Source organism: Pseudomonas sp. MRSN 12121, from assembly GCF_000931465.1.
Taxonomy (GTDB): Bacteria; Pseudomonadota; Gammaproteobacteria; order Pseudomonadales; family Pseudomonadaceae; genus Aquipseudomonas.
The window spans coordinates 3,419,555-3,444,356 of sequence record NZ_CP010892.1; the positions used below are offsets into that span (position 1 = coordinate 3,419,555).

At 57.8% G+C, this 24,802-nt stretch carries 21 protein-coding genes; 11 read left to right on the forward strand and 10 right to left on the reverse strand.

All coding sequences use genetic code 11. From position 1 onward, the window contains the following. Positions 1-60 precede the first annotated feature (60 nt). The 4 genes from TO66_RS15460 (at position 61) to TO66_RS15475 (ending at position 4,300) form a co-directional block, all read left to right on the forward strand. A complete protein-coding gene (locus TO66_RS15460) occupies positions 61-1,269 on the forward strand; it encodes an acyl-CoA dehydrogenase family protein (protein ID WP_044463153.1) in 1,209 nt (402 codons plus the stop codon). 137 nt (positions 1,270-1,406) lie between these two features. Beyond that, entirely contained in the window at positions 1,407-2,771 is a 1,365-nt protein-coding gene (locus TO66_RS15465; protein ID WP_082061094.1) for an MFS transporter, read from the forward strand. 152 nt (positions 2,772-2,923) lie between these two features. Next, positions 2,924-3,706 (forward strand): HAD-IIB family hydrolase, encoded by a 783-nt coding sequence (locus TO66_RS15470; RefSeq protein ID WP_044463154.1) that lies wholly within the window; start codon positions 2,924-2,926, stop codon positions 3,704-3,706. A gap of 51 nt (positions 3,707-3,757) precedes the next feature. Beyond that, a complete protein-coding gene (locus TO66_RS15475) occupies positions 3,758-4,300 on the forward strand; it encodes a hypothetical protein (protein WP_044463155.1) in 543 nt (180 codons plus the stop codon). 140 nt (positions 4,301-4,440) lie between these two features. Here the strand turns inward: TO66_RS15475 and TO66_RS15480 are convergent, their stop codons facing one another. Continuing rightward, positions 4,441-5,172, reverse strand: a complete 732-nt coding sequence (locus TO66_RS15480) for an SDR family oxidoreductase (RefSeq protein ID WP_044463156.1) — start codon at positions 5,170-5,172, stop codon at positions 4,441-4,443. Positions 5,173-5,298: 126 nt separating this feature from the next. Here TO66_RS15480 and TO66_RS15485 point away from each other — a divergent pair, with 126 nt between their 5' ends. Then, a complete protein-coding gene (locus TO66_RS15485) occupies positions 5,299-5,895 on the forward strand; it encodes a TetR/AcrR family transcriptional regulator (RefSeq protein ID WP_082061095.1) in 597 nt (198 codons plus the stop codon). Positions 5,896-6,116: 221 nt separating this feature from the next. Here TO66_RS15485 and TO66_RS15490 read toward each other — a convergent pair whose 3' ends face one another. Then, entirely contained in the window at positions 6,117-7,025 is a 909-nt protein-coding gene (locus tag TO66_RS15490) for a pirin family protein (protein WP_044463158.1), read from the reverse strand. Between the two features lie 425 nt (positions 7,026-7,450). On the opposite strand from TO66_RS15490, the gene TO66_RS32595 reads away from it, so the two are divergent. Both TO66_RS32595 and TO66_RS15495 read left to right on the forward strand, forming a co-directional pair. Further along, a complete protein-coding gene (locus TO66_RS32595) occupies positions 7,451-7,849 on the forward strand; it encodes a helix-turn-helix domain-containing protein (RefSeq protein ID WP_080925955.1) in 399 nt (132 codons plus the stop codon). 276 nt (positions 7,850-8,125) lie between these two features. Further along, a complete protein-coding gene (locus tag TO66_RS15495) occupies positions 8,126-8,434 on the forward strand; it encodes a hypothetical protein (RefSeq protein WP_044463159.1) in 309 nt (102 codons plus the stop codon). 154 nt (positions 8,435-8,588) lie between these two features. On the opposite strand, the gene TO66_RS15500 is transcribed toward TO66_RS15495, so the two are convergent. Continuing rightward, on the reverse strand, positions 8,589-9,587 hold the full coding sequence (locus tag TO66_RS15500; protein WP_044463160.1) for a DNA-binding protein: 999 nt from the start codon (positions 9,585-9,587) through the stop codon (positions 8,589-8,591). 178 nt (positions 9,588-9,765) lie between these two features. Here TO66_RS15500 and TO66_RS15505 point away from each other — a divergent pair, with 178 nt between their 5' ends. The 4 genes from TO66_RS15505 to TO66_RS15520 are packed head-to-tail and all read left to right on the forward strand — an operon-like array spanning position 9,766 to position 13,511. Further along, positions 9,766-10,737, forward strand: coding sequence for a site-specific integrase (locus TO66_RS15505; protein WP_044463161.1), 972 nt, complete (start codon positions 9,766-9,768; stop codon positions 10,735-10,737). Between the two features lie 29 nt (positions 10,738-10,766). Continuing rightward, positions 10,767-11,510 (forward strand): phage Gp37/Gp68 family protein, encoded by a 744-nt coding sequence (locus tag TO66_RS15510; RefSeq protein ID WP_044463162.1) that lies wholly within the window; start codon positions 10,767-10,769, stop codon positions 11,508-11,510. A 20-nt stretch (positions 11,511-11,530) separates the two neighbouring features. Continuing rightward, positions 11,531-12,844 carry a three-Cys-motif partner protein TcmP gene (locus TO66_RS15515; RefSeq protein ID WP_044463163.1) on the forward strand — a complete coding sequence of 438 codons (1,314 nt, stop codon included), beginning with the start codon at positions 11,531-11,533 and terminating at the stop codon, positions 12,842-12,844. A 55-nt stretch (positions 12,845-12,899) separates the two neighbouring features. Continuing rightward, on the forward strand, positions 12,900-13,511 hold the full coding sequence (locus TO66_RS15520; protein WP_044463164.1) for an HAD family hydrolase: 612 nt from the start codon (positions 12,900-12,902) through the stop codon (positions 13,509-13,511). A gap of 323 nt (positions 13,512-13,834) precedes the next feature. Here TO66_RS15520 and TO66_RS15525 read toward each other — a convergent pair whose 3' ends face one another. From TO66_RS15525 to TO66_RS15555, 7 genes are all read right to left on the reverse strand, one after another. Beyond that, positions 13,835-14,737: a DUF1259 domain-containing protein gene (locus TO66_RS15525; RefSeq protein ID WP_197092456.1), complete on the reverse strand. Its 903-nt coding sequence runs from the start codon at positions 14,735-14,737 to the stop codon at positions 13,835-13,837. A 127-nt stretch (positions 14,738-14,864) separates the two neighbouring features. Next, positions 14,865-16,262 (reverse strand): chromate efflux transporter, encoded by a 1,398-nt coding sequence (gene chrA, locus TO66_RS15530; protein WP_044463165.1) that lies wholly within the window; start codon positions 16,260-16,262, stop codon positions 14,865-14,867. A gap of 37 nt (positions 16,263-16,299) precedes the next feature. After that, the gene (locus TO66_RS15535; RefSeq protein ID WP_044463166.1) at positions 16,300-17,241 is read right to left on the reverse strand and encodes a chromate resistance protein ChrB domain-containing protein; all 942 of its coding nucleotides are present in this window, start codon (positions 17,239-17,241) and stop codon (positions 16,300-16,302) included. 313 nt (positions 17,242-17,554) lie between these two features. Next, the gene (gene tnpC, locus TO66_RS15540) at positions 17,555-17,917 is read right to left on the reverse strand and encodes a Tn3 family transposase post-transcriptional regulator TnpC (RefSeq protein ID WP_044463167.1); all 363 of its coding nucleotides are present in this window, start codon (positions 17,915-17,917) and stop codon (positions 17,555-17,557) included. Beyond that, complete coding sequence (locus tag TO66_RS15545) at positions 17,914-20,928, reverse strand: Tn3 family transposase (RefSeq protein ID WP_044463168.1); 3,015 nt, start codon at positions 20,926-20,928, stop codon at positions 17,914-17,916. Before TO66_RS15545 ends, tnpC begins: the two co-directional genes overlap by 4 nt. A gap of 290 nt (positions 20,929-21,218) precedes the next feature. Beyond that, the gene (locus tag TO66_RS15550; RefSeq protein WP_044463169.1) at positions 21,219-23,489 is read right to left on the reverse strand and encodes a P-loop NTPase fold protein; all 2,271 of its coding nucleotides are present in this window, start codon (positions 23,487-23,489) and stop codon (positions 21,219-21,221) included. A 203-nt stretch (positions 23,490-23,692) separates the two neighbouring features. After that, on the reverse strand, positions 23,693-24,655 hold the full coding sequence (locus TO66_RS15555) for a bifunctional GNAT family N-acetyltransferase/nucleoside diphosphate kinase regulator (protein ID WP_082061097.1): 963 nt from the start codon (positions 24,653-24,655) through the stop codon (positions 23,693-23,695). Between the last annotated feature and the right edge of the window lie 147 nt (positions 24,656-24,802).

Sequence of the window (24,802 nt, forward strand, 5' to 3'; positions counted from 1 at the left end):
GCGGCAGCGGGTGGCCGTTGTCCGAGCGATCCAACCCCGAATGTTGCCCAAGGAAATGCCATGAGCAGGTTATCCGCAGTACCCGAACGCCCGATTGTCTCGGTGGAACAACTCAATGCCCGGGCCGACCGGCTGTTGCCCGAGATCGCCCAGGGCGCCGCGCAACGCGAGCGCGAACGCCAGTTGCCGTTCGCCGCGGTGGCGCAGATCGCCCAGGCGGGCTTTTTCACCTGCCGGATTCCGGGGCGCTACGGCGGCGCGGCGGGCTCGGTCAAGGAGGTGATCGCGCTGCTGATACGTATCGCCGCGGCGGATTCCAACGTGGCCCAGGCGCTGCGCCCGGGCTTCGGTTTCGTCGAAGGCTTGCTGGCTTCCCGGGCCGAGGGCGCGGAGGCCGAGCGCGAGCGCTGGTTCGAGCGTTACCTGCAGGGCGCGGTGCTGGGCAACGCCGGCTGGGAAGTCGGCGGCGCCAACGGCTCGATCAGTGCGCGCATCGTGCGCGACGGCGCCCATTACCGGGCCAGCGGCAGCAAGTACTACAGCACCGGGTCGCTGTACGCCGATTGGGTCAGCGCGGTGGCCCTGGACGAGAACGACCAGCCGGTGTCCTTCGTCTTGCCCCGCGACCGCCAGGGCCTGGAGCTGCTGGACGATTTCGACGCCATGGGGCAGCGGCTGACCGCCAGCGGCACCACCCACCTGCACAACGTGCTGGTCAAGGCCGACGAGATCCGTACCCGCACCGTGGAGGAGGGCAAGCGCACCATCGTCACGCCGTTCCTGCAACTCTTCCTCGGCGCGGTGCAGGCCGGCATCGCGCGCAATGCGCTGAACGACGCGGTGGCCTTCGCCAATGAGCATGCGCGGCCGATCAAGCACAGCAGCGCCGCGCGCTCGGTGGACGACCCTTATGTCGAACTCAGCGTTGGCGACATCGCGGCCCGGGCCTTCAGCGCCGAAGCGGTGGTGCTGCGCGCGGCGGAGTCGATCGATCGCGCCTGGGCCACCGAGTTCGACCCGCAGGCGGTGGACCGGGCGGCGGTGGACGTGGCCCAGGCGCAATACATCGCCGCCGAGTCGGCGCTCAAGGCGGCGGAGCTGGTGTTCGACGTCGGTGGCGCCTCGACCACCGGCCGCGGCCATAACCTCGACCGTCACTGGCGCAACGCGCGCACCGTGGCCAACCACAATCCCCGGCACTGGAAGGCCGCGGCGGTCGGTGCCTGGCAACTCAAGGGCACGCCACCGCCGACCTCGGGGTTGTTCTGAGAGGGCGCCCCTTGAACCGGCCCCGCGTCCAACCAGGCAGGAGGCGCGGCGCAGCCGAACGCATCGCCGAGCGGCCTCGCGCGCTGTCCGCCAGCACGCCTTTACGGCAAGGGCAGGACAGCCAGCGCCGGGTGCCGATGATCATCGGCTGCGCGCTGTTCATGGAGCTGATCGACGCCACGGCCGTGCTCACTGCCTTGCCGCAGATGGCCCATGACTTCAACGAGCCCAGTGTGCGGATGAACCTGGTGGTGTCCCTGTACCTGCTGGCCGTGGCGCTGTTCGTGCCGGTCAGCGGCTGGGCGGCGGACCGCTTCGGCCCGCGCCGGGTGTTCGTCAGCGCCATCGTGCTGTTCACCCTGGCCTCGGTGGCCTGTGCCAGTGCCGGCTCGTTGTTGCAGCTGTCGCTGGCGCGCATGGCCCAGGGCGCCGCCGGGGCGATGATGGTGCCGGTGGGGCAGGTGATCCTGCTGCGCTGGTCGGCGCGGGACAACCTACTGCGGGCCATGTCCTACCTGACCATCCCGGCGCTGATCGGCCCGGTGCTCGGACCGCCCCTGGGGGGCCTGCTGGTGACCTTGCTGTCGTGGCAGTGGATTTTCCTGATCAATGTGCCGATCGGCATCCTCGGCGTGCTGCTGGTGCTGCGCTACATTCCCCACTATCCCGGCGCCCGCGGGCGGCCCCTGGATGGCCCGGGGCTGTTGCTCAGCGCTGCCGGACTGGGCGGCCTGGTGTTCGGTTTCGAGGCGTTCGGCCACGGCCTGCTGGAGCGGCATTGGGCGCTGGCGCTGATCGTGACAGGGGCGTTGTGCGCCGTCTTGTATGTCAGGCACGCCAGGCGCGTGGCGCAGCCGCTGATCGATCTTTCGTTGCTGCGCATCCCCACCTTCCGCCTGAGTTTCTGGGGCGGCAACCTGCTGCGCATCGGCAGCGCTTCCCAGCCGTTCCTGCTGGTGCTGCTGTTCCAGCTGTGTTTCGGCCTCAACCCGCTGCAGGCCGGGCTGCTGAGCTTTGCCGGGGGCGCCGGGGCCTTCCTGATGAAGCTGCTGGCGGTGCGGATCGTCAGCCGCTGCGGCTTTCGTCGCACCCTGACCGTCAACGCGCTGCTCACCGGGCTGACGATAGCCGCCTGCGCCAGCTTCGATATCGCCACGCCGTACTGGCTGGTGATCCTGCTGCTGTTCGGCAGCGGCATCATCCGCTCCCTGCAATTCAGCACCCTGGGCGCCTTGACCTATGCCGACGTGCCCGCCGAGCTGTCCAGCCGCGCCAGCAGCCTGGCGGCCATGACCATCCAGTTGAGCATGAGCCTGTCGGTGGGCGTCGCGGCGGCGTTGCTCAGCCTGGTCATGGCCTGGCGCGGCCACACCGCCATCGCGCAAAACGACGTGGCCCTGGTGATGCTGATCGACGGGGTGTTTTGCGCCTTGTCGGCCCTGGTGTTCCGCCGGCTTTCGGCAACGGCGGGCGCCGCCGTGTATGCCGCGGGTCAGCGGTAGGGTGGAGCGAACCTAAGCTCATGTAAAAACGATATTTATTGCCGGTTTTCAAGATCGTTTAGCTTCACCGGAATCACCGCTGACTCCTCGGCCTGATGCGCTCCCTGGCCCATCGACGCTGAACCCGACTTTCGCCTGACCACGAGGAACCGATGAAAAACCTCTCCACGGCGTCCCCTGCGGAATTCGCCGGCGTGCGCTTCGTGCTCACCGACATGGATGAAACCCTGACTTACCGCGGCCGCCTGGCCGCCGCTACCTACAACGCCCTGGAGCGCCTGCAAGACGGTGGCATCCGGGTCATCCCGGTGACGGGCGCGCCGGCCGGCTGGTGCGACCAGATGGCGCGCATGTGGCCGGTGGACGGCGTGATCGGCGAGAACGGCGGGCTGTTTTTCCAGCGCACCGCCGATGGCCATGAACTGCGTCGCCACTTCTGGCATGCCGCTGAGGAACGGGCCAGGGTCTGGGAGCGCCTGCAAGCGATCGCCGGCGAGGTCCGGGCGCGGGTTCCCGAGGCCGTACTGGCCAGCGACCAGCCCTTCAGGCAGACCAGCCTGGCATTCGCCCAGCCGGCCCACGCCGAAACCCGCCAGGCGCTGGCCGAAGCGTTGCGGGAGGCGGGGGCCGATGTCACCGTCAACAACCTCTGGGTGCTGGCCTGGCTGGGCGGCTACGACAAACTGAGCATGTCCCGCCGCATACTCGCCGACGTCCACGGGTTGGATATCGATAGCCATGGCGAGGCGGTGCTGTATTGCGGGGATTCGACCAACGATGGCCCGATGTTCGCGTTCTTCCGCCACACGGTGGGGGTCAGCACGGTCCGCGAATACCTGCCGCACCTGGCCAAGGCGCCGGCCTGGATCACCCGGGGACCGGGCGGCGCGGGTTTTGTCGAAGCGGCCGACAGGCTGCTCGCGGGGCGTGGTTGAACCGAGGATTTGCAGCGGGGAAGGGTAGCTCATCTTTCAAAGGAGTATGCAATGGGGCATTTTCCAAGCTGGATGCTTCAAAGCGCTCACAATTACCTGAAAGCTGCTGAGATTCTGGACGCGCAGAACCTGCCGCATGTTGCCCAGATCAATGCTGCGATTGGCATGGAAATCCTGCTCAAGAGCTTTATTTCTGTGCCTGACCAGCATCAAGGCACATCCGGTGAGACCTACAAACTCGATGCCGCAGCGTTGGCCGCAGCTCACCAGCATCTGCAAAGTACTGACAAAACCAATCGTAAAACCCCTGATAGGCACGATTTGTTGACGTTGTTCCATGCGATGCCCGAAGCAATTCGTCGCAGCTTGGCCCTAGACAGCCAGGAAGATTCTTTCGAGAGATACCGCGACGTATTCACCAACAACCGGTATCCGTATGAATCGAGCAGCTGGAAATTTTCCGATCCGGTGCTGATGAGATTGCTGCGGTGGACGCTGGCCAACGTGGTTGGTTATTACAAAGAGCAAGGTTCTCAGGATCCGTTTGTCCTGAGCTACATGGCTGAGGTCCAGACGAGAGCTGCAGCAGAGTGATCGAGGCCTGAGCCGGCTTCATATCTGACCACCACTGGCTCCCGTGTCTTCAGGTGGTGAAAGAGGAATGTTCGAATGCTTAGATGAACAGCCCGCCCAAGCCTTCTTCCAGCTCTATGCACGGCAGGTTTGCTTGACATTCACCATGGCATAAACCCACCGTCTGTAAAGAATCCCCCCGTAGGGCCGGAAACATCCAAGGTCGCATACTTGACCACGATCTCCGCCGCCTGATCGACCGTTCGCTTTCCCGTAAAGCCATTTAGATCGGTAGCGGTGAACCCTGGATTGACGGAATTGACCTTGAAGTCGTCCTCCCTAAGTTCCTTTGCCAGCAGTACGGTGAATGCGTTGAGCGCCGTCTTCGATGAGCAATACGCTAGTAAATTAACGGGAGCGAACGGAAAGTCGGGATAGCTATGCAGAGTCAATGATCCCAACTCACTGGAGACATTGACGATGGTGCGTTTTTGCCCAGCTCGAAGCAACGGCAGCAGCAGCCGGGTGACCGAGACCGGCCCGATCACATTGGCCTCATAAACGTCGCGCAACGCCTGTGCATCGCACTGGCTGGGCGGCAGCGGTTGGCCTGCAATGCCGGCGTTGTTGACCAGCACATCGAGTGATCCGACTTCATCCTTCAGTCGTGCCGCTGCTGCTGCAATGGATTCAACATCGGTGACGTCCAGGCAGATCGGTCGAATGTCCAAGCCGGGGCGTTCGATGCTGGCCTTTGCTTCAGCCCCGCGCTTTTCATCACGACTGGCAAGGTAGACAGTGTAGCCACGTGCGGCCAGTTGCTGCGTGATTGCCAAGCCGATGCCTTTGTTGGCACCGGTCACCAGGGCCACGGGTTGTATATGTGCTTTCATGGAAGATTCCCTTTAATTCGAGGAATATTCATAATATGAAGGTTTCTTCAGATTATGAATTCGCATTCGATGCCCATATCTGCACCACCTCCCAAGCCAAGAAAATCGCCAGTTCAGGCGAGGTCGATGGCTACCGTAGACGCCATTCACATGGCGACGATTCAGGTTTTGGCAGCCGAAGGCCTTGCCCTTTGTACAACCACCCGTGTCGCCGAACGTGCAGGGGTGTCGGTGGGCAGCCTCTACCAGTACTACCCCAACCGCCGATCACTGTTAGCGGCAGTATTGGGGCGGCACCTCGACCAGGTTGCTGTGGCGGTGGAACAAGCGTGCATCGCGCAGAGAAGGAAGCCGATAGCCGACATGGCTCATGAGTTGGTTTATGCATTCCTTGGGGCGAAACTGGAACATCCCTCGGCGTCGAAAGCACTCTATGCCGTTGCCGAAGAGCATGGAGGCGCTCTCTTGGTCGCACATGCCAAGGGGCGTATGCACAGAGCGGTGGCCTCGATGCTTGATACGGCCACGGATGCACGTTTTGACGACTTGAGCACGGCCAGCCTCTTGACCATGAGCGCCATGATCGGTCCGGCACAGGCTTTGCTGGAGGATGACGCGTCCGCTGAGCTCGTCGATGTGCTGCAGGCACACCTCTGTACGCTGATACAGGCGTATCTACGGGCTATTTCTCTATCAGTGCCAACCGGCAAGTCAACTGAGTAATGACCCGCGCTGCCGACCAATTTCCCAAGACACCCAACTGCCACGCTATGAATCCCATACCCGGAGTCTTGACGGCCAATGATCGAGCAGCGTCTGAGGCAGCAAATTTCAGCAATGGTGCTCGGGGCAGGGGGGCGTCGTCGGAAATAGGAAGACAGTGACGGCCGTCAGTCGCTTAGCCATATATTGTTCAAGCTACATGGACGGCCCGGGAGGTACTGCTACCGGAACACCGGTATCGTTCCCGATGCCGTGCGTCGATCTCCGGCTTCCTTGAGCTTGTTGCCCAATTCAGCGATGCGGCGTTCGCCGGCCTCCAGCGCCTGCGCAGAGGTATGCACCGAGTAGTAGCCAAGGTGCAGTGGGTACGGATGGGGTACAGCCGAACCGAGAACGAATACAGCACCTTCCTGGCCAGAGGCCTCGAGCGCAATGGGCGTTTCGCCCGGCTCGAACACCACCATTTCACCTGCGCTGGCGCAGCCAGGAGCACCGGCATCGAGTTGGCCCTTGGCGAGCGCCAGCCAGCCGACGGTATGGCCTGCCGGCGGACGGTATGTCCAGCGATCGCCCGGCATGAGCGTGACGAGCAGATAATTGAAACCGTCCGGTGCGGGAACCGCGCTTTGTACGCCTTCATGGTTGCCGACAATGACATGCGCAGGCCCAATCTTGTGCATGTCTCGAGCTTCGATGTAGCAGCTCTCGGATTTGCCGTTTTCAAGTTCGGCGGGCAATGCCACCCAAAGTTGAAACCCTTGGATCCGCGGCGTGTCAGCAGCAGACAGTTCCTTGCCGTGCCACATGCCGCCACCGGCGCGTGACCACTCCACTCCACCATAAGCGAGCTTACCGGAGGTACCGCTGTCTGGATCTTCGTAGTGGAAGGCCCCTTCGACCGGAACAGTCACAGTGGCGATGCCTGAATGTGGATGCAGCGGCATGTCGGCCATCGCCTGTATGGTGCGCTTGTCCGCATCGAACAGGTCGAGGAACACGAAGGGTTTGGCGATCTGTCCGAGGTCGGACGGACTCATCAGCCTGGTAATCGGGCCGTGACCGTGGCCCCGCGTGCGGTACACAATGCGCCGCACTGCGACCTCGGTGTTATTAGCAAGAACTGAGTTCATGGCATTCTTCTCCAATGTATCAAGATCGGCTCAGGCGGCCATAAGTGGCCACGACATTGGCGCGGTGCAGCCACACAATTGTTGTAGCAACGAGCAGCACCAGAGCCGGGGCAGGGGCAGGGCTCCCGCCGATAACAAATAAGTGAGTGAGTACAGCAAAGAACATGGTGACGGCCAGCCATAGGCCAGCCAGGCCTGCCGTGGTTGGCGCTAAAATAGCAATGCCTTGGAAGGCCCGGAATTCCGTGGCGGAGAGGTGACTAACTGAGGTGGCGGCAAGGTCAGTGCGAATGCCCCGCGTGTCCGGTTTGTTCCTATGAAGTAGTGTCATAGCCAGGCCCCTAGTATAGAGTTGATACTAGAGCTAGGAATGTAACCACGCCGCTGAGAACACACAATACGGCACATGTAGAGAACTCAGTATTATGGATGTAACCGGACCGTATGATTTGAAAGACACTGATTGTCAAAAGATTAGTCAGGTGCTGGCTCGCATTGGGGAAAAATGGAGTGTTCTCATTATTATTTTTTTGTCAGGCAGTCCACGCCGCTTTACAGAAATTAAGCGTGCCATTAACGGCATATCCCAAAGAATGCTAACGCTATGCCTTCGCGGGCTTGAGCGCGATGGACTTATCAAGCGAACGGTCATCGCGGTTATGCCGCCGCATGTGGAATATGAATTGACACCTCTTGGGCGCTCTCTTACAGAACCTGTTATCGCACTTGGAACTTGGGCCAATAGCCATATTTCCGAAATTGATGCGGCCAGAGAAGCCTTTGACACGAAGGGCAATAGCCAAGGCGATCTGCCGCCTCGATAGCTGAAGTTTCTTCTTATGGTAGGAAGCGTTGCAGCTGAGCCTAGGTAATTTCCTGTGCACCGCAACACGGGTGCATGCCGAGATAAGGGGAAATTTCACTCACTCCCGTTCTAACTGTTTGATTCCTAAGTGAATTCTACGCTCGAATACATTGACCGTGCCGACATACGCTACCCTCGTCACTTCGAGGTGATCTCTCGGGTCGCCTTTTTCAATGCCCCACATATCGATTGGTAAGTTGGAAGGCAGCCGAAAGCCTCCCTCTCCTTGGAGCTGATGATCATGCGCCACGTTGCTACCGAGCCGACGGAAACGACCTCAGACGTTACTTGCGACGCCTGTTGCCAGAGCACAAGCGTTGAAGGTTATGGTCACCAGTTCGGCGTTCTTCAAGCTTGCTGGGGGTACGGTTCAAAGCATGATGGCGAGCGCTATGAGATTCACCTTTGTGAATCGTGCTTTTTCCGAGCGCTGGCCATGCTTCGCCGCGAGCGAATGGTTAACACCATGTTCGATGATGAACCTGACACCAATCAGGATGAGTTTGGTTTGGTGCGAAAGGACGATTTCTGGGCCGAAGGTTGAGTGCGCCGATCAGGCAGCATTCGCAGTCACATGGTCAGTGACTCAACGGCGCCTGCAGGCTTTGCGTCCGCTGAGCCTGAAAATTGGTGAACATGGTTTGCCTGTCTGACCCGCCCACGGTACCGGTGTCTGTTTCTGGTCGCAGTGAGCCGGATCATGGGCTACTTGCGTCGCCGGGGACGGCAGGCGGCGCATGCCTGAGCAGCTTCAGCTGCGCGAGGGCTTCGGACAAGCGCTCCTGTAGGCCCTGGGCTCTTTGTGCCTGAGCATCGGTGGCTTCGCCAAGCCGGGCGACTTCATCCTGCAAAGCGTGGCAGCGCTGCTCCAGTGCATCATTCGTACGCTCCATTCCGGTCAATGTGCTCCGGGCGATCTCCAAGGCCTGAGTTTTCTGCGTGAGATGCTGTTCTTGAGCACGCTGATCCTTCTGCATCTGCCGCGCCTCGGTGAGTAGACGTGCATTGTCACGGTTAAGCTGGGTCAGCTCGTCCTGCTTAACTATCAGAGTCTGTCGGAGCTGTCGCAGCTCAACCTGCAGTTGCTGAACCTGGGCTTCGTGACGCCGCTGGTCTTGCTCGCGCTGATCCTTGCTGGCCTGCCGGTAGTGTTCCAGTGCATCACGGGCATGTTGGTGCTTGTCCTCCAGCGACACAATTTGGCTGTCGCGATCAATCAGGCGCGTCTCCTGATCGGCATTGGCCTGCGCTAACCGCGCATTTTCCAGCTCGACCTGCTTGCACTTCTGTTGCTCGTGCTGCAGTGCCTGCTGAGCAGCGTTGAGCTGCTCCCCGAGCGTAGAAGACTGACCTTCAAGCTGCTCTATTCGGCTTTCAGCCTGCCGCATCTGGTCCTGGTAATCGAGTCGCTCGCGTGCCAGCTGCTCGCGCTCCTGTGCTACGGCTGCCTGAGCCTCTTCTCTGAGCTGCTCAGCGAGCAGGCTCACCAAATTGCCCAATTGCTCGCTGAGAGACGGAGCCGTTTGCCGGCCGCGCTCAGCCTCCTCTATTTCTTTCAGGTAGCGGTGAATGGTGGTTTTCGAGCCGGTGTTGCCAAGTTCAACTCGCACCGCATCGATGCTGGGGTTCTCTCCCCGCGTCAGAATCACCTGTCGCGCCTTCTGAACCAGCGCTTTGTTGATGCCGCCCCGTGCCATGGTTGCTCCTACGATTTCGTAGTGTGTTACATACCATGTATTTACATATGAAAATCACCTGTTGTAAAGGAGGAATTTTCATATAATGTTAGACAGAATAATCTAGAATTATTCAATTGAATCGGCAAAAAGCGGCTCGTTAACGCCATTTTTCAGTACACAAAAGGCCATCTAGGCGATGAAGGACGTTGGGCGCTATCTGCAAGCCGGCACGCGAGAAAACACTCGCCGCAGCTATCAATCAGCCATCGAGCACTTCGAAGTGACTTGGGGTGGTTTCCTGCCCGCGACCAGCGACAGCATCGTTCGCTACCTTGTGGACTACGCAGACACCTTGAGCCTAAACACGCTGAAGCAGCGCCTAGCGGCCCTGGCTCAGTGGCATATCACCCAAGGCTTTCCTGACCCGACGAAGACCCCCACGGTGCGCCAGGTACTCAAAGGCATTCGCACCTTGCATCCGGCGCAAGCCAAGCAAGCTGCTCCATTGCAGCTGCAGCATCTCGAACAGGCAGCTCAATGGCTGAATCGGGAAGCCGAGCGAGCTCATATATCAGGGGACCTAGCTAGTCTGCTGCGTAGCCGGCGTGACGCGGCCCTGCTGCTGATCGGCTTCTGGCGGGGCTTTAGAAGCGACGAACTCTGTCGACTAAAGGTCGAGTATGTACAGGCCGAAGCCGGCGCTGGCATGCGCTTGTTTCTACCGCAGAGCAAGGGTGACCGGCAGAACTTCGGTACCACCCACTACGCACCGGCCTTGAAACAACTGTGCCCGGTGCAGGCCTATCTCGACTGGGTTAGTGTCTCCGGGATTACTCGCGGGGCGGTATTCCGCCGTGTGGATCGCTGGGGGCACATCAACGACGAAGCGTTGCATCCCGGAAGTCTCATCACGCTGTTGCGCCAAATCCTACAGCGCGCCGGTGTTCCGGCTGAGCTGTACACCAGCCACTCCTTGCGCCGTGGCTTCGCTACTTGGGCCACCGCTAACGGCTGGGATATCAAAGCCCTGATGACGTATGTGGGGTGGAAGGACATTAAATCAGCCATGCGCTATATCGATCCGGCCATCTCCTTTGGCGGCCTGGCGGCTAGGCCCGCCCTTGAACTCAATGCTGGCACTTTGACTAGACTGCCAGCCTCTCACTAACATCGACGCACAACAGGAGTGACGGTGCAATGAGTACGCAGACCAGCATCGAATGGACAGAAATGACCTGGAACCCAATAGTGGGTTGCACCAAGGTGTCGCCGGGCTGTAAACACTGCTATGCGGAGAATATGGCGCGCCGACTGCAGGCCATGGGGACGCCTGGCTACGAGAACGGTTTTCGCCTTAGTCTGCGACCGGAAAAGCTGCAGGAACCGCTGCAGCGCAAGAAGCCGACCATTTACTTCGTCAATTCGATGTCCGACTTATTCCACGAGAACGTATCGGACGAATATATCGACCAAGTGTTCGAGGTCATCCGAAAGGCCTCCCAGCACACCTTTCAAATCCTCACCAAGCGTGCCGAGCGTCTGGCCGCCTACTTCAGTAAGCGGACGCCGCCAGCCAATGCCTGGCTGGGGGTGTCAGTTGAGGACCGCGAATATGGAGTGCCGAGGATCGACTGCCTGCGCAAAATCGATGCCACGATTCGCTTCCTCTCTGCCGAGCCGCTGCTAGAGGACTTAGGTGAGCTGGATCTGACCGACATCCATTGGGTCATTGTCGGTGGAGAGTCAGGGCCTAAGGCGCGGCCGATGAAGCAAGAGTGGGTCGACAATATTCATCGCCAGTGCGATGCCTTTGGCTCAGCGTTCTTCTTCAAGCAATGGGGCGGCTGGGGGGCCGACGGAGTGAAGCGTTCGAAAAGGGCGAATGGCCGACTATTGAACGGCCAGACCTGGGATGAAATCCCTCTGCTCAATCTCGCCTGAATCAGTGCAAGGAATAGGCTATGGCCAAGGATGATGAAAAGTACCGCTGGGATTGGAGTACGCAGACCTTCCCGATCATCGATCCGCACAGCAAGATCAAACACCAGATCATCGATGAGTACATCCAGACTTACATCGACGTGCTGATGCGCAACCAGCTGATGCCAGAACTGGGGTTATCGATCGTCGATGGCTTCAGTGGCGGCGGTATCTACCATGACGGCGCAGGCAAACACCACTTTGGCTCTCCAGTAATAGCTCTGGAGGCGATTCAGGCGTCGGAGATCCGAAACAATCTAGAGCGTATCAAGCCACGGCCCATCCGCTCCCAGCACTATTTCGTGGATGTGAAGCCTGAGAATATCGCCTGCTTGCATTCGGTATTGGCCGCACGTGGTCACGCCCCTCGGGTTGGTCAGGATGTGCATCTGCATCGCGCCGAATTCACCGAGGCCTTGCCGATAATCGCTCAGAAGCTCAAGCACTTCGGCAAGGGTGAGCGTGTTCTCTTCCTGCTGGATCAGTACGGTTATGCCGACGTGCCGTTCCCCAAGATCAAATGGATTTTCCAGAATCTCAACAAAGCCGAAGTCCTGCTGACCTTCAATGTCGATTTTCTGGTTACCTACCTGGCCGACCGCCAAGCGAACCGGAAAGCCATTTCCAATATCGGCTTGGATCACCATGTGCCATGGGAAATGCTCAAACAGCTGAAGGCGCATCAGCCGCGGAGCTGGCAATACCTGATCCAGCGCTATCTGTCTGAGGGGATCAAGCAGGAAAGCGGTGCCCAGTACATGACCGTCTTCTTCATTCGTCCGGCCGGCAGCAACCCGATGGCCTATTGGTTCATCCACTTGGCAAACAACTACCGCGCCAACGATGTGATGAAGAAGATTCACTGGAAATACGGCAACAATTTTTCCCACATGCTGTCGCCTTCCAGCTTTTTCGGCTACGACGCCAATCGTGATATTGCCGTGACAGGCCAACACGATTTGCTGCTGGATGAGCACCACTTCGACGATGCCACGGATGACCGCATCCGTGGCGAGCTTTCCGAGCTTCTACCCAAGCAAGTCTATGAGGTCGAACGGCAACCCTTTCTGGGGTTGATGAGCGGAATCACAAACTACACCATGGCTGACGAGCTTCGCGTAAAGCAGGCGCTCGATATTGCTGTCGCAACCGGTGATTTGCTGGCGATCGGCAAAGATGGCAAAACTAAGCGCCGCAAGGGCACAAGCATCAAATCCACTGACATTTTGATAGCTCCCCCGCAGCGACCCATCTTCTTCCTGCCACCATTGAAGAAGACCAACTCAGAAGACTGAAGTATGGCCACCGCTCTATGGGTGGAGGTTCGCCTTCAACGGTAAAGGTACCGGCGTGATAAAAGCAGTAGTTTTCGACGTATTCGGCACGCTGCTCCAAATCGGCGAGCGACGCCATCCTTTCCGTCAGTTGATGCAGCAACTGCGGCTTCAGGGCAGGCAACCAAAGCCAGGCGATGCACGGATTCTGATGACCCAAAATTTGGGCTTAGCTGGAGCTGCCGCTTTGTTCGGTGCCCAATTGAACCAATTCGAGCTGGCTCGCCTTGAAACCGATCTTTTTACCGAGTTGGCCAGCATTCGCTGCTTTGAGGACACCCTGGAATCGCTAAATCAACTTAAGGAGGCTGGGTTGAAGCTTGCGTTGTGCTCCAATCTCGCGGCCCCTTATGCGATCCCAGCTAAGCTGCTCTTGCCCGCGTTTGATGTTTACGCGTGGAGCTTCGAGGTTGGGGCGATAAAGCCAGAGCCTGCAATTTATCGTCAGGTGATCGAACAATTTGGTTTTGAGGCTTCCGCCATCGCGATGATTGGCGATACGCTGGTTGCCGATGTTCTAGGGCCAGAGACACAGGGCATGCAGGGCCATCACCTGCATCGTGAGGGTAAGGTACGGCAGGCTGGGTTTGCCACACTGAGGGAGTTTGCGGAATTTATTCTGCAGTAAGCGCGTTCCGCCGAGCTTCATTTTGCGGGCCGCCTATACAATCGCGCCGATTTGCCTTCGTCATCTATCTTAGCTCTTGGCAATCTGGCGTCGCGAGTGACTCTGAACCACGCCAATCGGTGCTCGGGTAACCTGGGCCACAGCCGACGGCTGGGGCTCAGGTGCTTGATGGTTTATGTGGGTTGGAAAGATATCGAGTCAGCTATGCGATACATCGACCCCGCTATGTCCTTTGGCGGCCTAGCGGCAAAGCCCACCATTGACTCTTAGCCGAAAAGCCGATGCTCAATACGCCTCAATCGTGAGGTTGGGCCATCACAAGTTCACTGCTTCTGAGTATCGAGCGCCTTCTTGATACCTTTTGCGAGGTTGGCCGCCGGCCCCTTACCCCAATAGTGTAGAAAATAGAAAGCCGGTGTCTCGCCCATCATATGATTATGAAGCGCGACGATATGAATGCCATTCTCACGTAAGCTTTTGATTACTGGCTGCACTTCGTCGGCCGTCATAATAAAGTCGCCGTCCACGGCGGCGAATTGATCATTGCCGGAAAAGGCCGCCCAGGTGGATAAACCCATGGAGGCGCCAACGGGGACGCCGTGCATTTTGCCTTCACGCCCAAAGGTGAATTTCACAACTTTTCCGTTCAGTTCAGGAGTGCTTTTTAAGAGGTCCTGCAACTGTTCCACGTTAAATTTGCCCGTTAATTCCGGCACCCCGCCGGAGAAACGCCGTTGTGGTTGAGGATGTTCCTTCCGCACGGCTTTGATGGCGTCCCAAGTTGCCTTGACACCTTCGGCCAACTTGGCGGAATCGCCCATGCCTCCGATGTGCATGAAGTAAACAGGCGGATCATCGAAGACAAAATGATTGTGCAGAGCGGTCACTTCCAATCCGTGCGCAAGAGCGGCGTCCATGGCTGGGGTGATCTCATCTTCGAAGACGACGGTGTCACCCATCAGCATCACCCCCTCATGTGCAGGCTTAAAAGCGGCCCAGGAACCGAGTCCAGCTGGTGGCGCTAAAGACATTCCATCGACTGTAACCGCCACATCCTGGCGAGGCCAACCGAGTCGGACCACGCCATCCTCAGTGATTTTGGTTTGCATGCCTGAGGCTTTGCCAACGATCTCACTGAGGCTGCTCGTTTCCTCCGTCTTAGCCGATGCTGACATGGGTATCAGTAGAAGCCCCAGTATTGGCATGACCCATTGGTACAGTTTCATAGATATCCTCCTTTGGATTGGTTAAAAGATACATAGGGATGATTTCTTGATGCTTCTGCCATGTTTTTCTAGAGCGGTAGAGCACTAAGCACAGCGCACGGTGCCAAGCAGGCCTGCAAGTATGGCGTTACGTCAGCATGTACCACCCCGCTCCCAATGCGGCACTTACGAATATGACCGGTATCATGCCGACATGAAAGCGCAGCATGGCCACGAAAGCCCCGATCGCCAGGACGAGACTGGCGACGTCAAGCGTAGCAAGCACCGGGACCTGCAGTTTTAATCCGAAGGCTTGGACGACGTTGACCTCGCCAAAGACAACGTGAAGTGCGAACCAGATCGCGAGGTTTAGCACCACGCCCACCACAGCCGCAGTGACCGCCGACAGGGCCGCGCTGAGCGCCTGATTGTCCCGCAAAGACTCAACATAAGGCGCGCCGATGAATATCCACAGAAAACACGGGACGAAGGTCACCCAGGTCGCCAGGATCGAGGCGAGAAAGCCCGCTGTGAACGGATCGAGCCCGCTGGCGTCGCGGAAAGCGCCCATGAAGGCGACGAACTGGGTTACTTGGATTAGCGGTCCGGGCGTAGTCTCGGCCATGCCGAGGCCATTGAGCATTTCGCCCGGTGTTAGCCAGGCGTAGTTCTGGACAGCCTCCTGGGCCATGTACGCCAACACCGAATAAGCGCCGCCGAAGGTCACTACGGCGAGCTTGGAGAAAAACAGCCCGATCTGAGTAAAGACGTTGTCGCTGCCTAGCACGGCGGCCAGTGCGATTAGCGGCACGAACCACAGGGTAAGCCAGATCACTGCAACACGCAGGGTACGTGCTGTGTTTGGCCGAGTGTGATCTTGACCACCGTTAGTTAGCATGGCATCTACCGCCGGCTCGGTGGCACCAGCCTGGGGCTGATGGCCTTTAATGACCACAAAGTGGGCCGGATCGATGCGGCTGCCGATAAAGCCAACCAAAGCCGCCGTGGCGATAATCAGCGGAAAGGGCAAATCCAGAAAGAAGATAGCGACGAAGGCGGCAGCCGCGATCATATACATGTAGTGATTTTTCAGTACCCGTTTTCCGATACGCAGCACTGCCTCGATCACCACAGCGAGCACAGCCGCCTTGATCCCGAAGAAAATAGCCTGAACAAGTGTGAAGTCCTGAAAGCCGGCATAAAGAATGCTCAGCGCCAGAATGCTGAGGAAGCCTGGCAGCACGAACAGTATTCCGGCCACAAGGCCGCCAGCGGTACGATGCAACAGCCAGCCTATATAGGTGGCCAGTTGCTGCGCCTCCGGCCCCGGCAGAAGCATGCAGTAGTTGAGTGCATGCAGGAAGCGGCTTTCGCTGATCCACTTTTTCTCTTCGACAAGGATGCGGTGCATAACCGCGATCTGTCCGGCCGGGCCGCCGAAACTCAAGAGCGCTACGCGGCACCAGACGATCATGGCCTCGCGGAACGAGACCGAGTGGCCATAGTCGTTTGTGTTTGGGGCACTGCGTGCCTGGGATTCACTCATGCATGTCTTCCTACTTTCATTAAAGTGTTGGCGGGGGCTATCGGCCGCATGGTTTGCCCTCGAAACGGGCCAGCAAACCGTCGAACACCGTCGCGGCGGCGGCTAGCAGTTCATCATCATCGGCGAACGCTTGGCGTAACCCAGCCAGCACAGATTCGACACCCGGCGCTTCGGGGGGCTGGACACCGCCGACGTCCAGGTAATGAACCAGCAGCCCCAGCTTCGAGATGGCCGGGCTGTCCAAGCTGAAACTGGTCGCCAGTACCTCGAACGTGACGCGGCTACCGACGTGGCTGAATGTCGCCCCGTCGAAATCGAAACCCAGCGCCTCAGCCGGGCAATCACTTGGCGTGTCCAGCCAGAGAATGCGGGCCGTCGGATCAATGCAGCGGCGGATCAGCCAGGCGCTGGCCAGGCGGTCGACCCAGGGCCGCTTGCGCGTCGCCCAGAGGCGGCCTTGGTAGTCACGACGATCTAGCTGTTCGATTGGCTGATCCTGACTGCTCGGCTCATCCAGCGACAGCGCTCGACTGATGGCCGTTTCCAGTGTTTTGAGAGCCGCGTCGGTCTGCTGTCGATCTGCCGCTGGAAAAAAGTCGATGGCCGCTACCTGAGCAAACGCCTTGCGCAGCTTGCGCACCTGCTTTGTGCTGGCAAGAGCATTGTCCGCATTCACCTGTGCTTGGCACGCCTCGATCTCGATTCGCAGCCTGGTGTAGTCCTCACTACGGTCGAACAGCTCGATAAAGCGCTGCCCCTGTGGATCGTTGATGGGGAGCAGAAAGGCTGTGCCATTACTACTCAGTACGTCGCGCTCAACAGCCTCTAGCGACTCCCGACAGGCGAGATTGTCGGGCAGTAAATAGACCCCGTCGCGCAGTACCGCAGCGCCGCTGCTCTTGAGGGCACGCCAGGCGCGCATGCGCTCTGTGGCGTTAGCGGTCGGTAAAGCAATAATGAGGGACAGCCAATTCGTCATGTAGAGATAAATCGCTTTATGTAGTTATCTCTACATTAAACCTTTCGAGTAGGCTTGTGAAGCGTTGCTGACAGGTTTCGTTTATCAGTTTCTGCTTGGCGCTCGATGTCCAAGCCGGACGCGTGGTCCATGCTCATAAAGGTCTAGGTGCGGCGGAGCAAGAATTTGTTGAAATTTCTAGGCAGCACAGTCGGGATCATTTTTTTGATCGGCTTGTTGGTCGTAATCGGGTTCTTCATGCTGATCTTTTGATAAACAAAGCGCGCTATGTAATGTTCAAACTCCCCGGATAGTGGCCGAAATTTTTCGGTAACTACCGCTCGTAATCTGGAGCTAGTTCAGTCAGCGGAGTGATCACAGCGGTCGCAGAGCAAATCCACGTCGTAAGGCTGTCCAGGTCTAGCTGCAGAGCCTCTGCCTCAGCCCAAATAGAAGGGTTTTCAGTCGGTACAGCCGGTGGTACGCCCTCAACCAACGTCATGCTCATGGCATGCAATCGAAGTAACTCATCACGCAACGCCACCATGCCGCCCATATCTTCCAAACAGCGGTCTAGATGATCAACCACCCTCAGTAACCGGGATGTGTCGAAGTGCTCGCAAAACCGCTCTAGCGCGGCGGCATCCACTTCACCATAAGCGGTGATACGAAATGAGGGCGGCAAAGTGTCAATCATGGCAAAGTCTCCAAGTTGGTCTTTCCAGACGGAGATAGTCGCAAAGAGCCCGCTGCCTGCTGGAAGACGGCATCCTTGATCCACGGCTCTGGAGGACGGTTGAGCTTGAGGTTGAACTCGCCGAAGCGCTTGACGTTGCTAGTCAGGTAGGGACTGAGGAAGGACACATCCTCATCGGTGAACTGCCACCCCTCGCGGGCCAGTTTCTGCAGGATGCGCATCATGTCTACGGTGTTCTGCAAGATCACTGATGAGGCCACCATGTCGTTGTAGCGCAGGCGCTTCTGCTGCTCATCCGGATCATTCTCGGCAATTACGTCGCCGCCGAAGGACAGCCACTTGGAAAAGCCGTTGTACGACTCAATTTTGTTCGTATTGGCGGTCACCTCCTGGCGCAGCTCACGGCTGCTGATCCAGTTGAGCAGGAAGATTGTCCGCACCACAGCGCCGAGCGCCTGCGCAGCATGATAGAGGCGGTTGCGCCGACTGTAGGAACCTAGCTTGCGCAGCAGCATGGGCGAGGAAATCTTTCCAGTCTGGATCGACAAGGCGACCTGCATAAGGTCCTGCCAATGGGTCTCGATCATTTGCCAATCGGCCGTATCGGTAAACAAGCGGTTGATGTGCTTGTAGGAAAGCCCGCGATCTGGTCGACACATCACCAGGTCGCGCCAGTTGCGAATCCGCGGCATTAGATTAATGCCCAACAGATGGGTAAAGGCGAAGACCGTCGCAGACTGTCCCTGCGTATCGGAATACACCGTGTCGGCCTCGACGCTGAGGTCCGCCTTGAGCAGCCCCTCGATCACATAGATCGCCTCCCAGATGCCTGGTGGGATGAAGTGTTGGAAGACTGCGATGTAATTGTTCGCCACGTGCCGATAGGCCACGGCACCCATCTTGCGGTAGCGGAAGTGATACCCGGCCAAGAGGTTGTCGTCATAGAAGTCGAACTGGGTGCCATCCGCTGCCACCGCCTTACCGTCACCCCATACCTTGGGCAGGTCTAGCTGGAGATAGAGCTCCACCAGTTCGCGGTTGGCCTTGTCCAGCTTCTCCAGCGAGAGATGGCGGCGATTCGTATAGGAGAGCATGTGCGGGGTCACGTTGCCCGCAAGGTGCCGAGCCGCCTGGTTGGGACCGAGGTTGCAGCCCATCGCGAAGATGGTCATCAGGTAACGCTCGGCCGGTTCTTTGAGCTTCGGCTCGTTGCCGGACATTGGTCCGAAATGCCGCGTGAACTGAATCCAGTGCTCGATGTTGGCCATGATGTCGAGCACGTGCCTGGCCGGCATGCGCTGGATAAGTGCTGTCTGTAGCGAGATGGCCGAAGGCGGGATGTCTCGTGCTGTCACTCGGCGCAGCACCGGCTCGCCGGCTTCGTTGATCGATACGTCACCTCGGCAAGAGGGCAATTTGTCATCCAGCTGCTGCGCGGTTTCCTCCAGCTGGGCCTTGAGGGAAGCAACAAACTCCTTCGCCGTGCCTGGCAGTCCCACCTTTTCGCAGTAGGCAGGTAGTCGCTGGAGACATTCATCCCAGGGGAGCAACTGCTTACGATAGTCGGCGAAAGATTCCGACCCCAGCACACTCATGTCACCCGAGCGCAGCTCACTGGCTAGGTAGGAGAATACGCAGACTTCTAGATAGCGCCGGTTGGTCGGCGGTCCTTCGGAAGCAGAACGGCGCACAACTTTGACCCAACGCTCTGACGCAAAGGACAAGTCGACGTGTTCGTCGATCCATTCGCGGTGTAGATTTTCGCTGTCCTGGATCAGTTGAAGCGCCTGAACCAGTGACCGATCCTGAGTCGTTGGCTCCAGTTGGAGAAGATGACTGAGACGGAACAACAAGGAGCGATGGGACTTGAAGTGCTTCCAGATCAGAGGCAGATAGTTATTTCCTCCAGTGGCTTGCACTTCGGCGCAGGTCTCTCGCAATCGATCCAGATTGCCGTCGGGTGATAGGTATTCCCGAATCAGGCTGCCAGCCTCGTGGTCATCCGGCTCTTGAACGAGAATTTGCACAACCCCATCCAAAGTTGCTGCCAAGTGCTCTAACTTCTGACGTTGCCGTGCCTGGATTTGCTCCAACTCCTCCTTGGCGCGTTTGTGGATCGTCGATATCCGGCGGATAAACATCTCGGCCAGATGATCCCGAGTCCGCACGCGCATCCGATAGATCAAGGCCAGCATCAGGGTGTAGCGTTTCGGCAGTGAGCAGTCCTTCAGCTCAGACACGTCCGATGCCGCAGCTTGGGCAGCAAAGTGGCGAATCTTGGTATCGACGATTCCTTCAAAAATAGCATCCAGATTCCCGAAGCTCTCTAGCCACGCCAGGTGGTCGATCAGCACTTCCAGGTGCTTGCGGGAGGGCTTCTTGGGAGCCTGCTTGAGTGCGTTGAAGTCGCTCTGACGACGCCCAAAATCCGTGTCGAGCAGCTCCTTCAGTTTGTCGACCATATCTGTCGATGTTTGGGCGATCACCTGGTTGAATATTGCCTCTTGAGATTCGGCATGAATCCGCTCAGCGAGATCATTCAGGGTTGAGTACGCGGGCAACTCATAATTCTGGCGGATCAGCTCTTCAATCACGGCGTTGATTATGTCGGCACGCTGGTCAAGCAGGAACGACATTGCTTGGGCGTGGCGCTCGGCAAGTTCTAAAGCATCTGACCCATAAAATGCGGTCACACCGAGACGCGCTCGTATCGCGTTCATATGGCGATATTGCTGAAACCACTTGTATTCCGTGAGTTTCACCTTGCTCCGCTGACCCAATTCGCCGCGAATAAAGTCCACCAGTTGATCAGGCACGTCGGTGATATCGGGAAAATATCGTAGTAGCTGAAAGGTTTTGAGCAAAACGGCAAGATTGAGGTGGAAGGGGGCCTTTGATTTGCTTCGTACCCATTTAAGCTCCTCATCTGAAAAGGAAAACTCGCGCTGCAGCTCAGCCTTCGAATACGTCTTTGTCAGAGTGGGGTACGCCGTGCGCTCTACTGAAGCCATAGGACCTCCTTTTCTGGGAAATCAAAAAAAGATAGTCCACGAGCAGGGGCTGTGCGGGGTGATTTAGAAACGCGTTTTAAATTAGTTACTTAGACGCGAAGTGAGTGAATTTTATCTTCATCTCGGCATGACCCGAACACCAACGAACATGCCCGGCATTCGCATAATGTATATTATGTTAAATTATATTCACCATCAGCCTGGCTGATCACTCTCAGTTAACCCACAGTCATATGGCTTCATACCACTTTCCTTTCCAGGCTCTGCCGATACATCGCGTCGCAGATGCGTTATCCCGGCATGGCCGTCTCATCCAGCGCGTGGCGTGACAACGCGTCCTTTACCAGCGCTAACGTCTCTAAATCCGAGTCACTCAGTGTCAGCGATTCCAATTGCTCCACCCATTCTGCGCATCGAGTGAGCCCCATCATGTATTCCAGTGTGCTCGGCGAAATGTAGGCAGTACGAGTCGTTCCGCTGCTAGTGGACGAGCTTTGAAAACTGGTAAATCCACGCGCGAACTGGAGGAATCGGGCCGGTGAATTGACGTGCCCCTCGACCCAGCCGCGCCCCTTATCGCCTTCAGAGCTGTAGTGATTGAGATCATTAAGATAGGACGCAAGATCATCGTCACCCAGAAACGCATCAGGGTCACCGTCTGCCACTTGACGCACAGTGTCCAAGTACAGGCTTTTCAGTTGCTCCAGCCCTGCATCGTCGAATATGCCAATATCGCCTTTGCGGCGTAGTGCATGGTCTGTGCCGAGCAACAAACGCACAACGGTCAGACCGGGCACAGCGTTAAACGCCTCGATGAGCAGATGGCTCCGCATACTTTCTTGCGGGTGGCGCCTCAGGAACAGCCGCAGTAAGCGCATGACCTGCTCGCGTGGCGACCAGTTGGTGTGCGACATGCGCCGGCCCGCCCGCTCACCAGCACGTAGCATGGACTGCACCACTGCCGGTGACTGGTCGAGTGGGAATTCGTGCACAAGCCCCTGTAAACGCTGCAAAATCTCAGCCTGGCGATCTTCCTCAAAAGAGCACAACAGCGTGGTGAAGGCCTCAGGCTCCGTAATCAGCCGCGCAAACTTGTGTAGCAGCGAGTTAGGGAACTCCTGCGCAGGAATCGACAGTTCGAAATATCGATCAAACACCTCCTCGCAGCATGCCCGCGAGTCGATGAGCCAACGAAGCTGGATGTGCTGGTCATACTGCGTATGGGTGAACACCCACTCCAGAGTCGGGAACATTTCCTGTAGCAACTGGCGTGTAGCCAAGTGATGAGGCGTCGGGGCAAGACTAACCAATTGGTCGATGACCTCAAGAATACGGGTCCGTTGCGCGTCATCCCTTTGAGCATAGCGCTCGCCGTCGGTAAGCAGTATTTTGTGCCGCCGCATCTCCGCGTAAGTTTCCGGGGCGAAAATCCGCAAGCATTCCAGGGCAAACAGATCGACCGCATTAACTTCAGCCACCTCAGTTCCGCGTAGCAGCCGGCAATGAAACGCCAAGGTCGAAGCATAGCGATAGACGTGGCGCAAGTTGCCAAAGAAAGGACGCATGCCGCGCTGGAACATCTGATCCCAGTACGCCTTGTCGAAGCGTTGTTGCAACTGCGGTTCACTGTCCAGGATGGCGTTCAACCTGCTAAACAGGATTTCCTCTAGCTGACTGGCCGAGATTGCCGGCACGCTGAACGGTACCTGGATGATTTTTTCCAGATAATCCGCACCGTCAAAACCTGCCCTCGCAAGGCCTTGCTCAACAGTGTCGCGCTGGAATATCAAGAGGAACACCACGTTTGCGAAATCCATGTGGGCCTTGACCAATTGGAACATGGCTTTCAATTGCTCGGTGGATAACCGATCCAAGTCATCCAGAACAATCAACAATGGTTGCTGGCGTGCGCTGAGCAACTGTTGCAGCTGTCCGCGGATTTGACTGAGGCTCATCTCGCTATCCTTGGCTCGCTGGTCAAGGATGTTCCATTTTTTAAGGCACCAGTCAGCCCCTTGTTTCAGCCATGGGGAGATACTACCAAGCCAACTGGCGGCACTAACTGTCCAAATGGACACTTGTGCGGCAGTGCCTTCAGCGACACTGCCCAATGCGGTGGTTACTAGAGCAGAACCGAGCAGGATGGGCGCCCATTTGGCGGTGTTGTTGAGGACGCTCACACCTGCGTTCAGGCGCCGCTCATAACGCCGCAGCACTTTGGCTAGTTGCTTGTCGGCGGCGCTAGGATCCTCGCGCTGAACCACCCGAGAGACCTCCTCGAAGAAGGCACTGCTGAGTTTGTCTTGGCCAGACCATTGCCAGGGATTGAATTCAATTACCTGACAACCTTGATTATTCGCCAACTGCTCCAGAGTCATATTCTTGATCGAACTTTTGCCGCTTCCCCAACTGCCCGTAAGGCTGATGACTAGGCTCTCCTGGTTCTTCCAGGAACTCACCGCCCACGCCAAGCGTTGAGCAAAGTCGGCTCGATTGAGTCGGTCCTCTTGTTGTCGTGCGATCGGCCGATCATGAGCAAACTGCAGGTCATCTTGGTTCATCAACAGCTCCTGGACATCACGAGTAGCGTGGAATTTCATGAGTCACACGCACTTCAACGAAATACGTGAGCTAAGCGACGGAACATCCCTGTTTCCTAGGCCGCAGAAAGGCTATCCGGGTGGCCGCTCAAAATGGTCAATACTTCAAATCTACAGTCAACTCGATACGCATTTATATAAGTAACACTGAACTCAAGTCGCAATCACAAGTGGAAATCACCCGCAGCCTCAGGCTGGTAAAGCACTTTCCTGATCTCGATGCGGCGGGTTCGATCGGCGATTCGCCAGTCGATGGCGTCTCCCTCCTGATAGCCGAGGATGGCGGCGCCGATGTCGGAGCACACGGAGTGTTTGCCGGCGTCGCTGTCCGCGTCGTCGGGATAGACCAGGGCCACTTCGATCTCTTCGTCGTCCAGTTGCAACAAGGCCCTGGAGTTCATCGTGACGACGTTGCGCGCCACCTGCTGCGGCTTGACGACAATGGCTCGCTCCAGCTCATGTTCGAGTTCGACAACGGCCGGGCCTTGTTCGAGCGCGATCAGGCTCTCGAGCCTGGCCTTGTCGATTTCAGTGATGTAGATCCCCGTGGAGTCGCCCATGGCCCCTTCGCGCAGGAACTGCAGGTAGCGACCCGCCGTCATCGACAATGACTTCAATGCCGGCGTTTCGCTCTCGAGCAGGAAGCCGCTGCGCAGAAAGGCTTTCAGCGAGCGCAGGTTGTCCGGGTGGATCTTGGCGATGAGTTTTTCGGCCCGCATGTCGAGGAAGGCCAGCTTCATGCCTTCGCGGATCGTCCGGGCGCCAAGGTTGCGGCCCCATTTTTCGCGGTCTCCGATGGCCAGGACGATCTCGCAGTCCGGGCCGGTCTTGATCAGGCGGACAAAGCCCACCGGGACATCATGCCGGTCATAGGCCATGAAGAATCGGCCGCCCCGGTTGAATAGATGGGTCAGGATCGGTAACTGGGTCCGATCGATGGCGTGCTCGATGGACCGGGAGACATGACGCGAATCGCTCAGATAGCAGGTGACGCGCTCATCCTCCAACCAGTCCATCAACGTCAGCGCATGTGCCCGAGTAATTTCAGGGCACAGAGAAATGAAAGGCTTGTTCATCTTCACCACACTTATTTGCAAAGAATGAAAGCCCTTCATGGCTATGGCCATGACGGTTCTTTCGGCAGCCGGGCATTCTAAGACATAAGGCGAGGAATGCCGAACGGCCTGCGCATTTCTTCTTGATAAGCGCTGCGAAAGCGTCAGGCGGCACCACGCCCTTCCCTGCTTCGAGGATCAGAAACGCGGTGCGCGCAA

Bases quoted from the DNA above. Each gene is read 5' to 3' on its own strand.
- chrA (WP_044463165.1), bottom strand. From the start codon at position 16,262: ATGAGTGAATCCCAGGCACGCAGTGCCCCAAACACAAACGACTATGGC.
- TO66_RS15480 (WP_044463156.1), bottom strand. From the start codon at position 5,172: ATGAAAGCACATATACAACCCGTGGCCCTGGTGACCGGTGCCAACAAA.
- TO66_RS15495 (WP_044463159.1), top strand. From the start codon at position 8,126: ATGATCATGCGCCACGTTGCTACCGAGCCGACGGAAACGACCTCAGAC.
- TO66_RS15485 (WP_082061095.1), top strand. From the start codon at position 5,299: ATGGCTACCGTAGACGCCATTCACATGGCGACGATTCAGGTTTTGGCA.
- TO66_RS15460 (WP_044463153.1), top strand. From the start codon at position 61: ATGAGCAGGTTATCCGCAGTACCCGAACGCCCGATTGTCTCGGTGGAA.
- TO66_RS15555 (WP_082061097.1), bottom strand. From the start codon at position 24,655: ATGGCCATAGCCATGAAGGGCTTTCATTCTTTGCAAATAAGTGTGGTG.
- TO66_RS15490 (WP_044463158.1), bottom strand. From the start codon at position 7,025: ATGAACTCAGTTCTTGCTAATAACACCGAGGTCGCAGTGCGGCGCATT.
- TO66_RS15515 (WP_044463163.1), top strand. From the start codon at position 11,531: ATGGCCAAGGATGATGAAAAGTACCGCTGGGATTGGAGTACGCAGACC.
- TO66_RS15535 (WP_044463166.1), bottom strand. From the start codon at position 17,241: ATGACGAATTGGCTGTCCCTCATTATTGCTTTACCGACCGCTAACGCC.
- TO66_RS15500 (WP_044463160.1), bottom strand. From the start codon at position 9,587: ATGGCACGGGGCGGCATCAACAAAGCGCTGGTTCAGAAGGCGCGACAG.
- TO66_RS15545 (WP_044463168.1), bottom strand. From the start codon at position 20,928: ATGGCTTCAGTAGAGCGCACGGCGTACCCCACTCTGACAAAGACGTAT.
- TO66_RS15550 (WP_044463169.1), bottom strand. From the start codon at position 23,489: ATGAACCAAGATGACCTGCAGTTTGCTCATGATCGGCCGATCGCACGA.
- tnpC (WP_044463167.1), bottom strand. From the start codon at position 17,917: ATGATTGACACTTTGCCGCCCTCATTTCGTATCACCGCTTATGGTGAA.
- TO66_RS32595 (WP_080925955.1), top strand. From the start codon at position 7,451: ATGGATGTAACCGGACCGTATGATTTGAAAGACACTGATTGTCAAAAG.
- TO66_RS15475 (WP_044463155.1), top strand. From the start codon at position 3,758: ATGGGGCATTTTCCAAGCTGGATGCTTCAAAGCGCTCACAATTACCTG.
- TO66_RS15505 (WP_044463161.1), top strand. From the start codon at position 9,766: ATGAAGGACGTTGGGCGCTATCTGCAAGCCGGCACGCGAGAAAACACT.
- TO66_RS15525 (WP_197092456.1), bottom strand. From the start codon at position 14,737: ATGAAACTGTACCAATGGGTCATGCCAATACTGGGGCTTCTACTGATA.
- TO66_RS15465 (WP_082061094.1), top strand. From the start codon at position 1,407: ATGATCATCGGCTGCGCGCTGTTCATGGAGCTGATCGACGCCACGGCC.
- TO66_RS15470 (WP_044463154.1), top strand. From the start codon at position 2,924: ATGAAAAACCTCTCCACGGCGTCCCCTGCGGAATTCGCCGGCGTGCGC.
- TO66_RS15510 (WP_044463162.1), top strand. From the start codon at position 10,767: ATGAGTACGCAGACCAGCATCGAATGGACAGAAATGACCTGGAACCCA.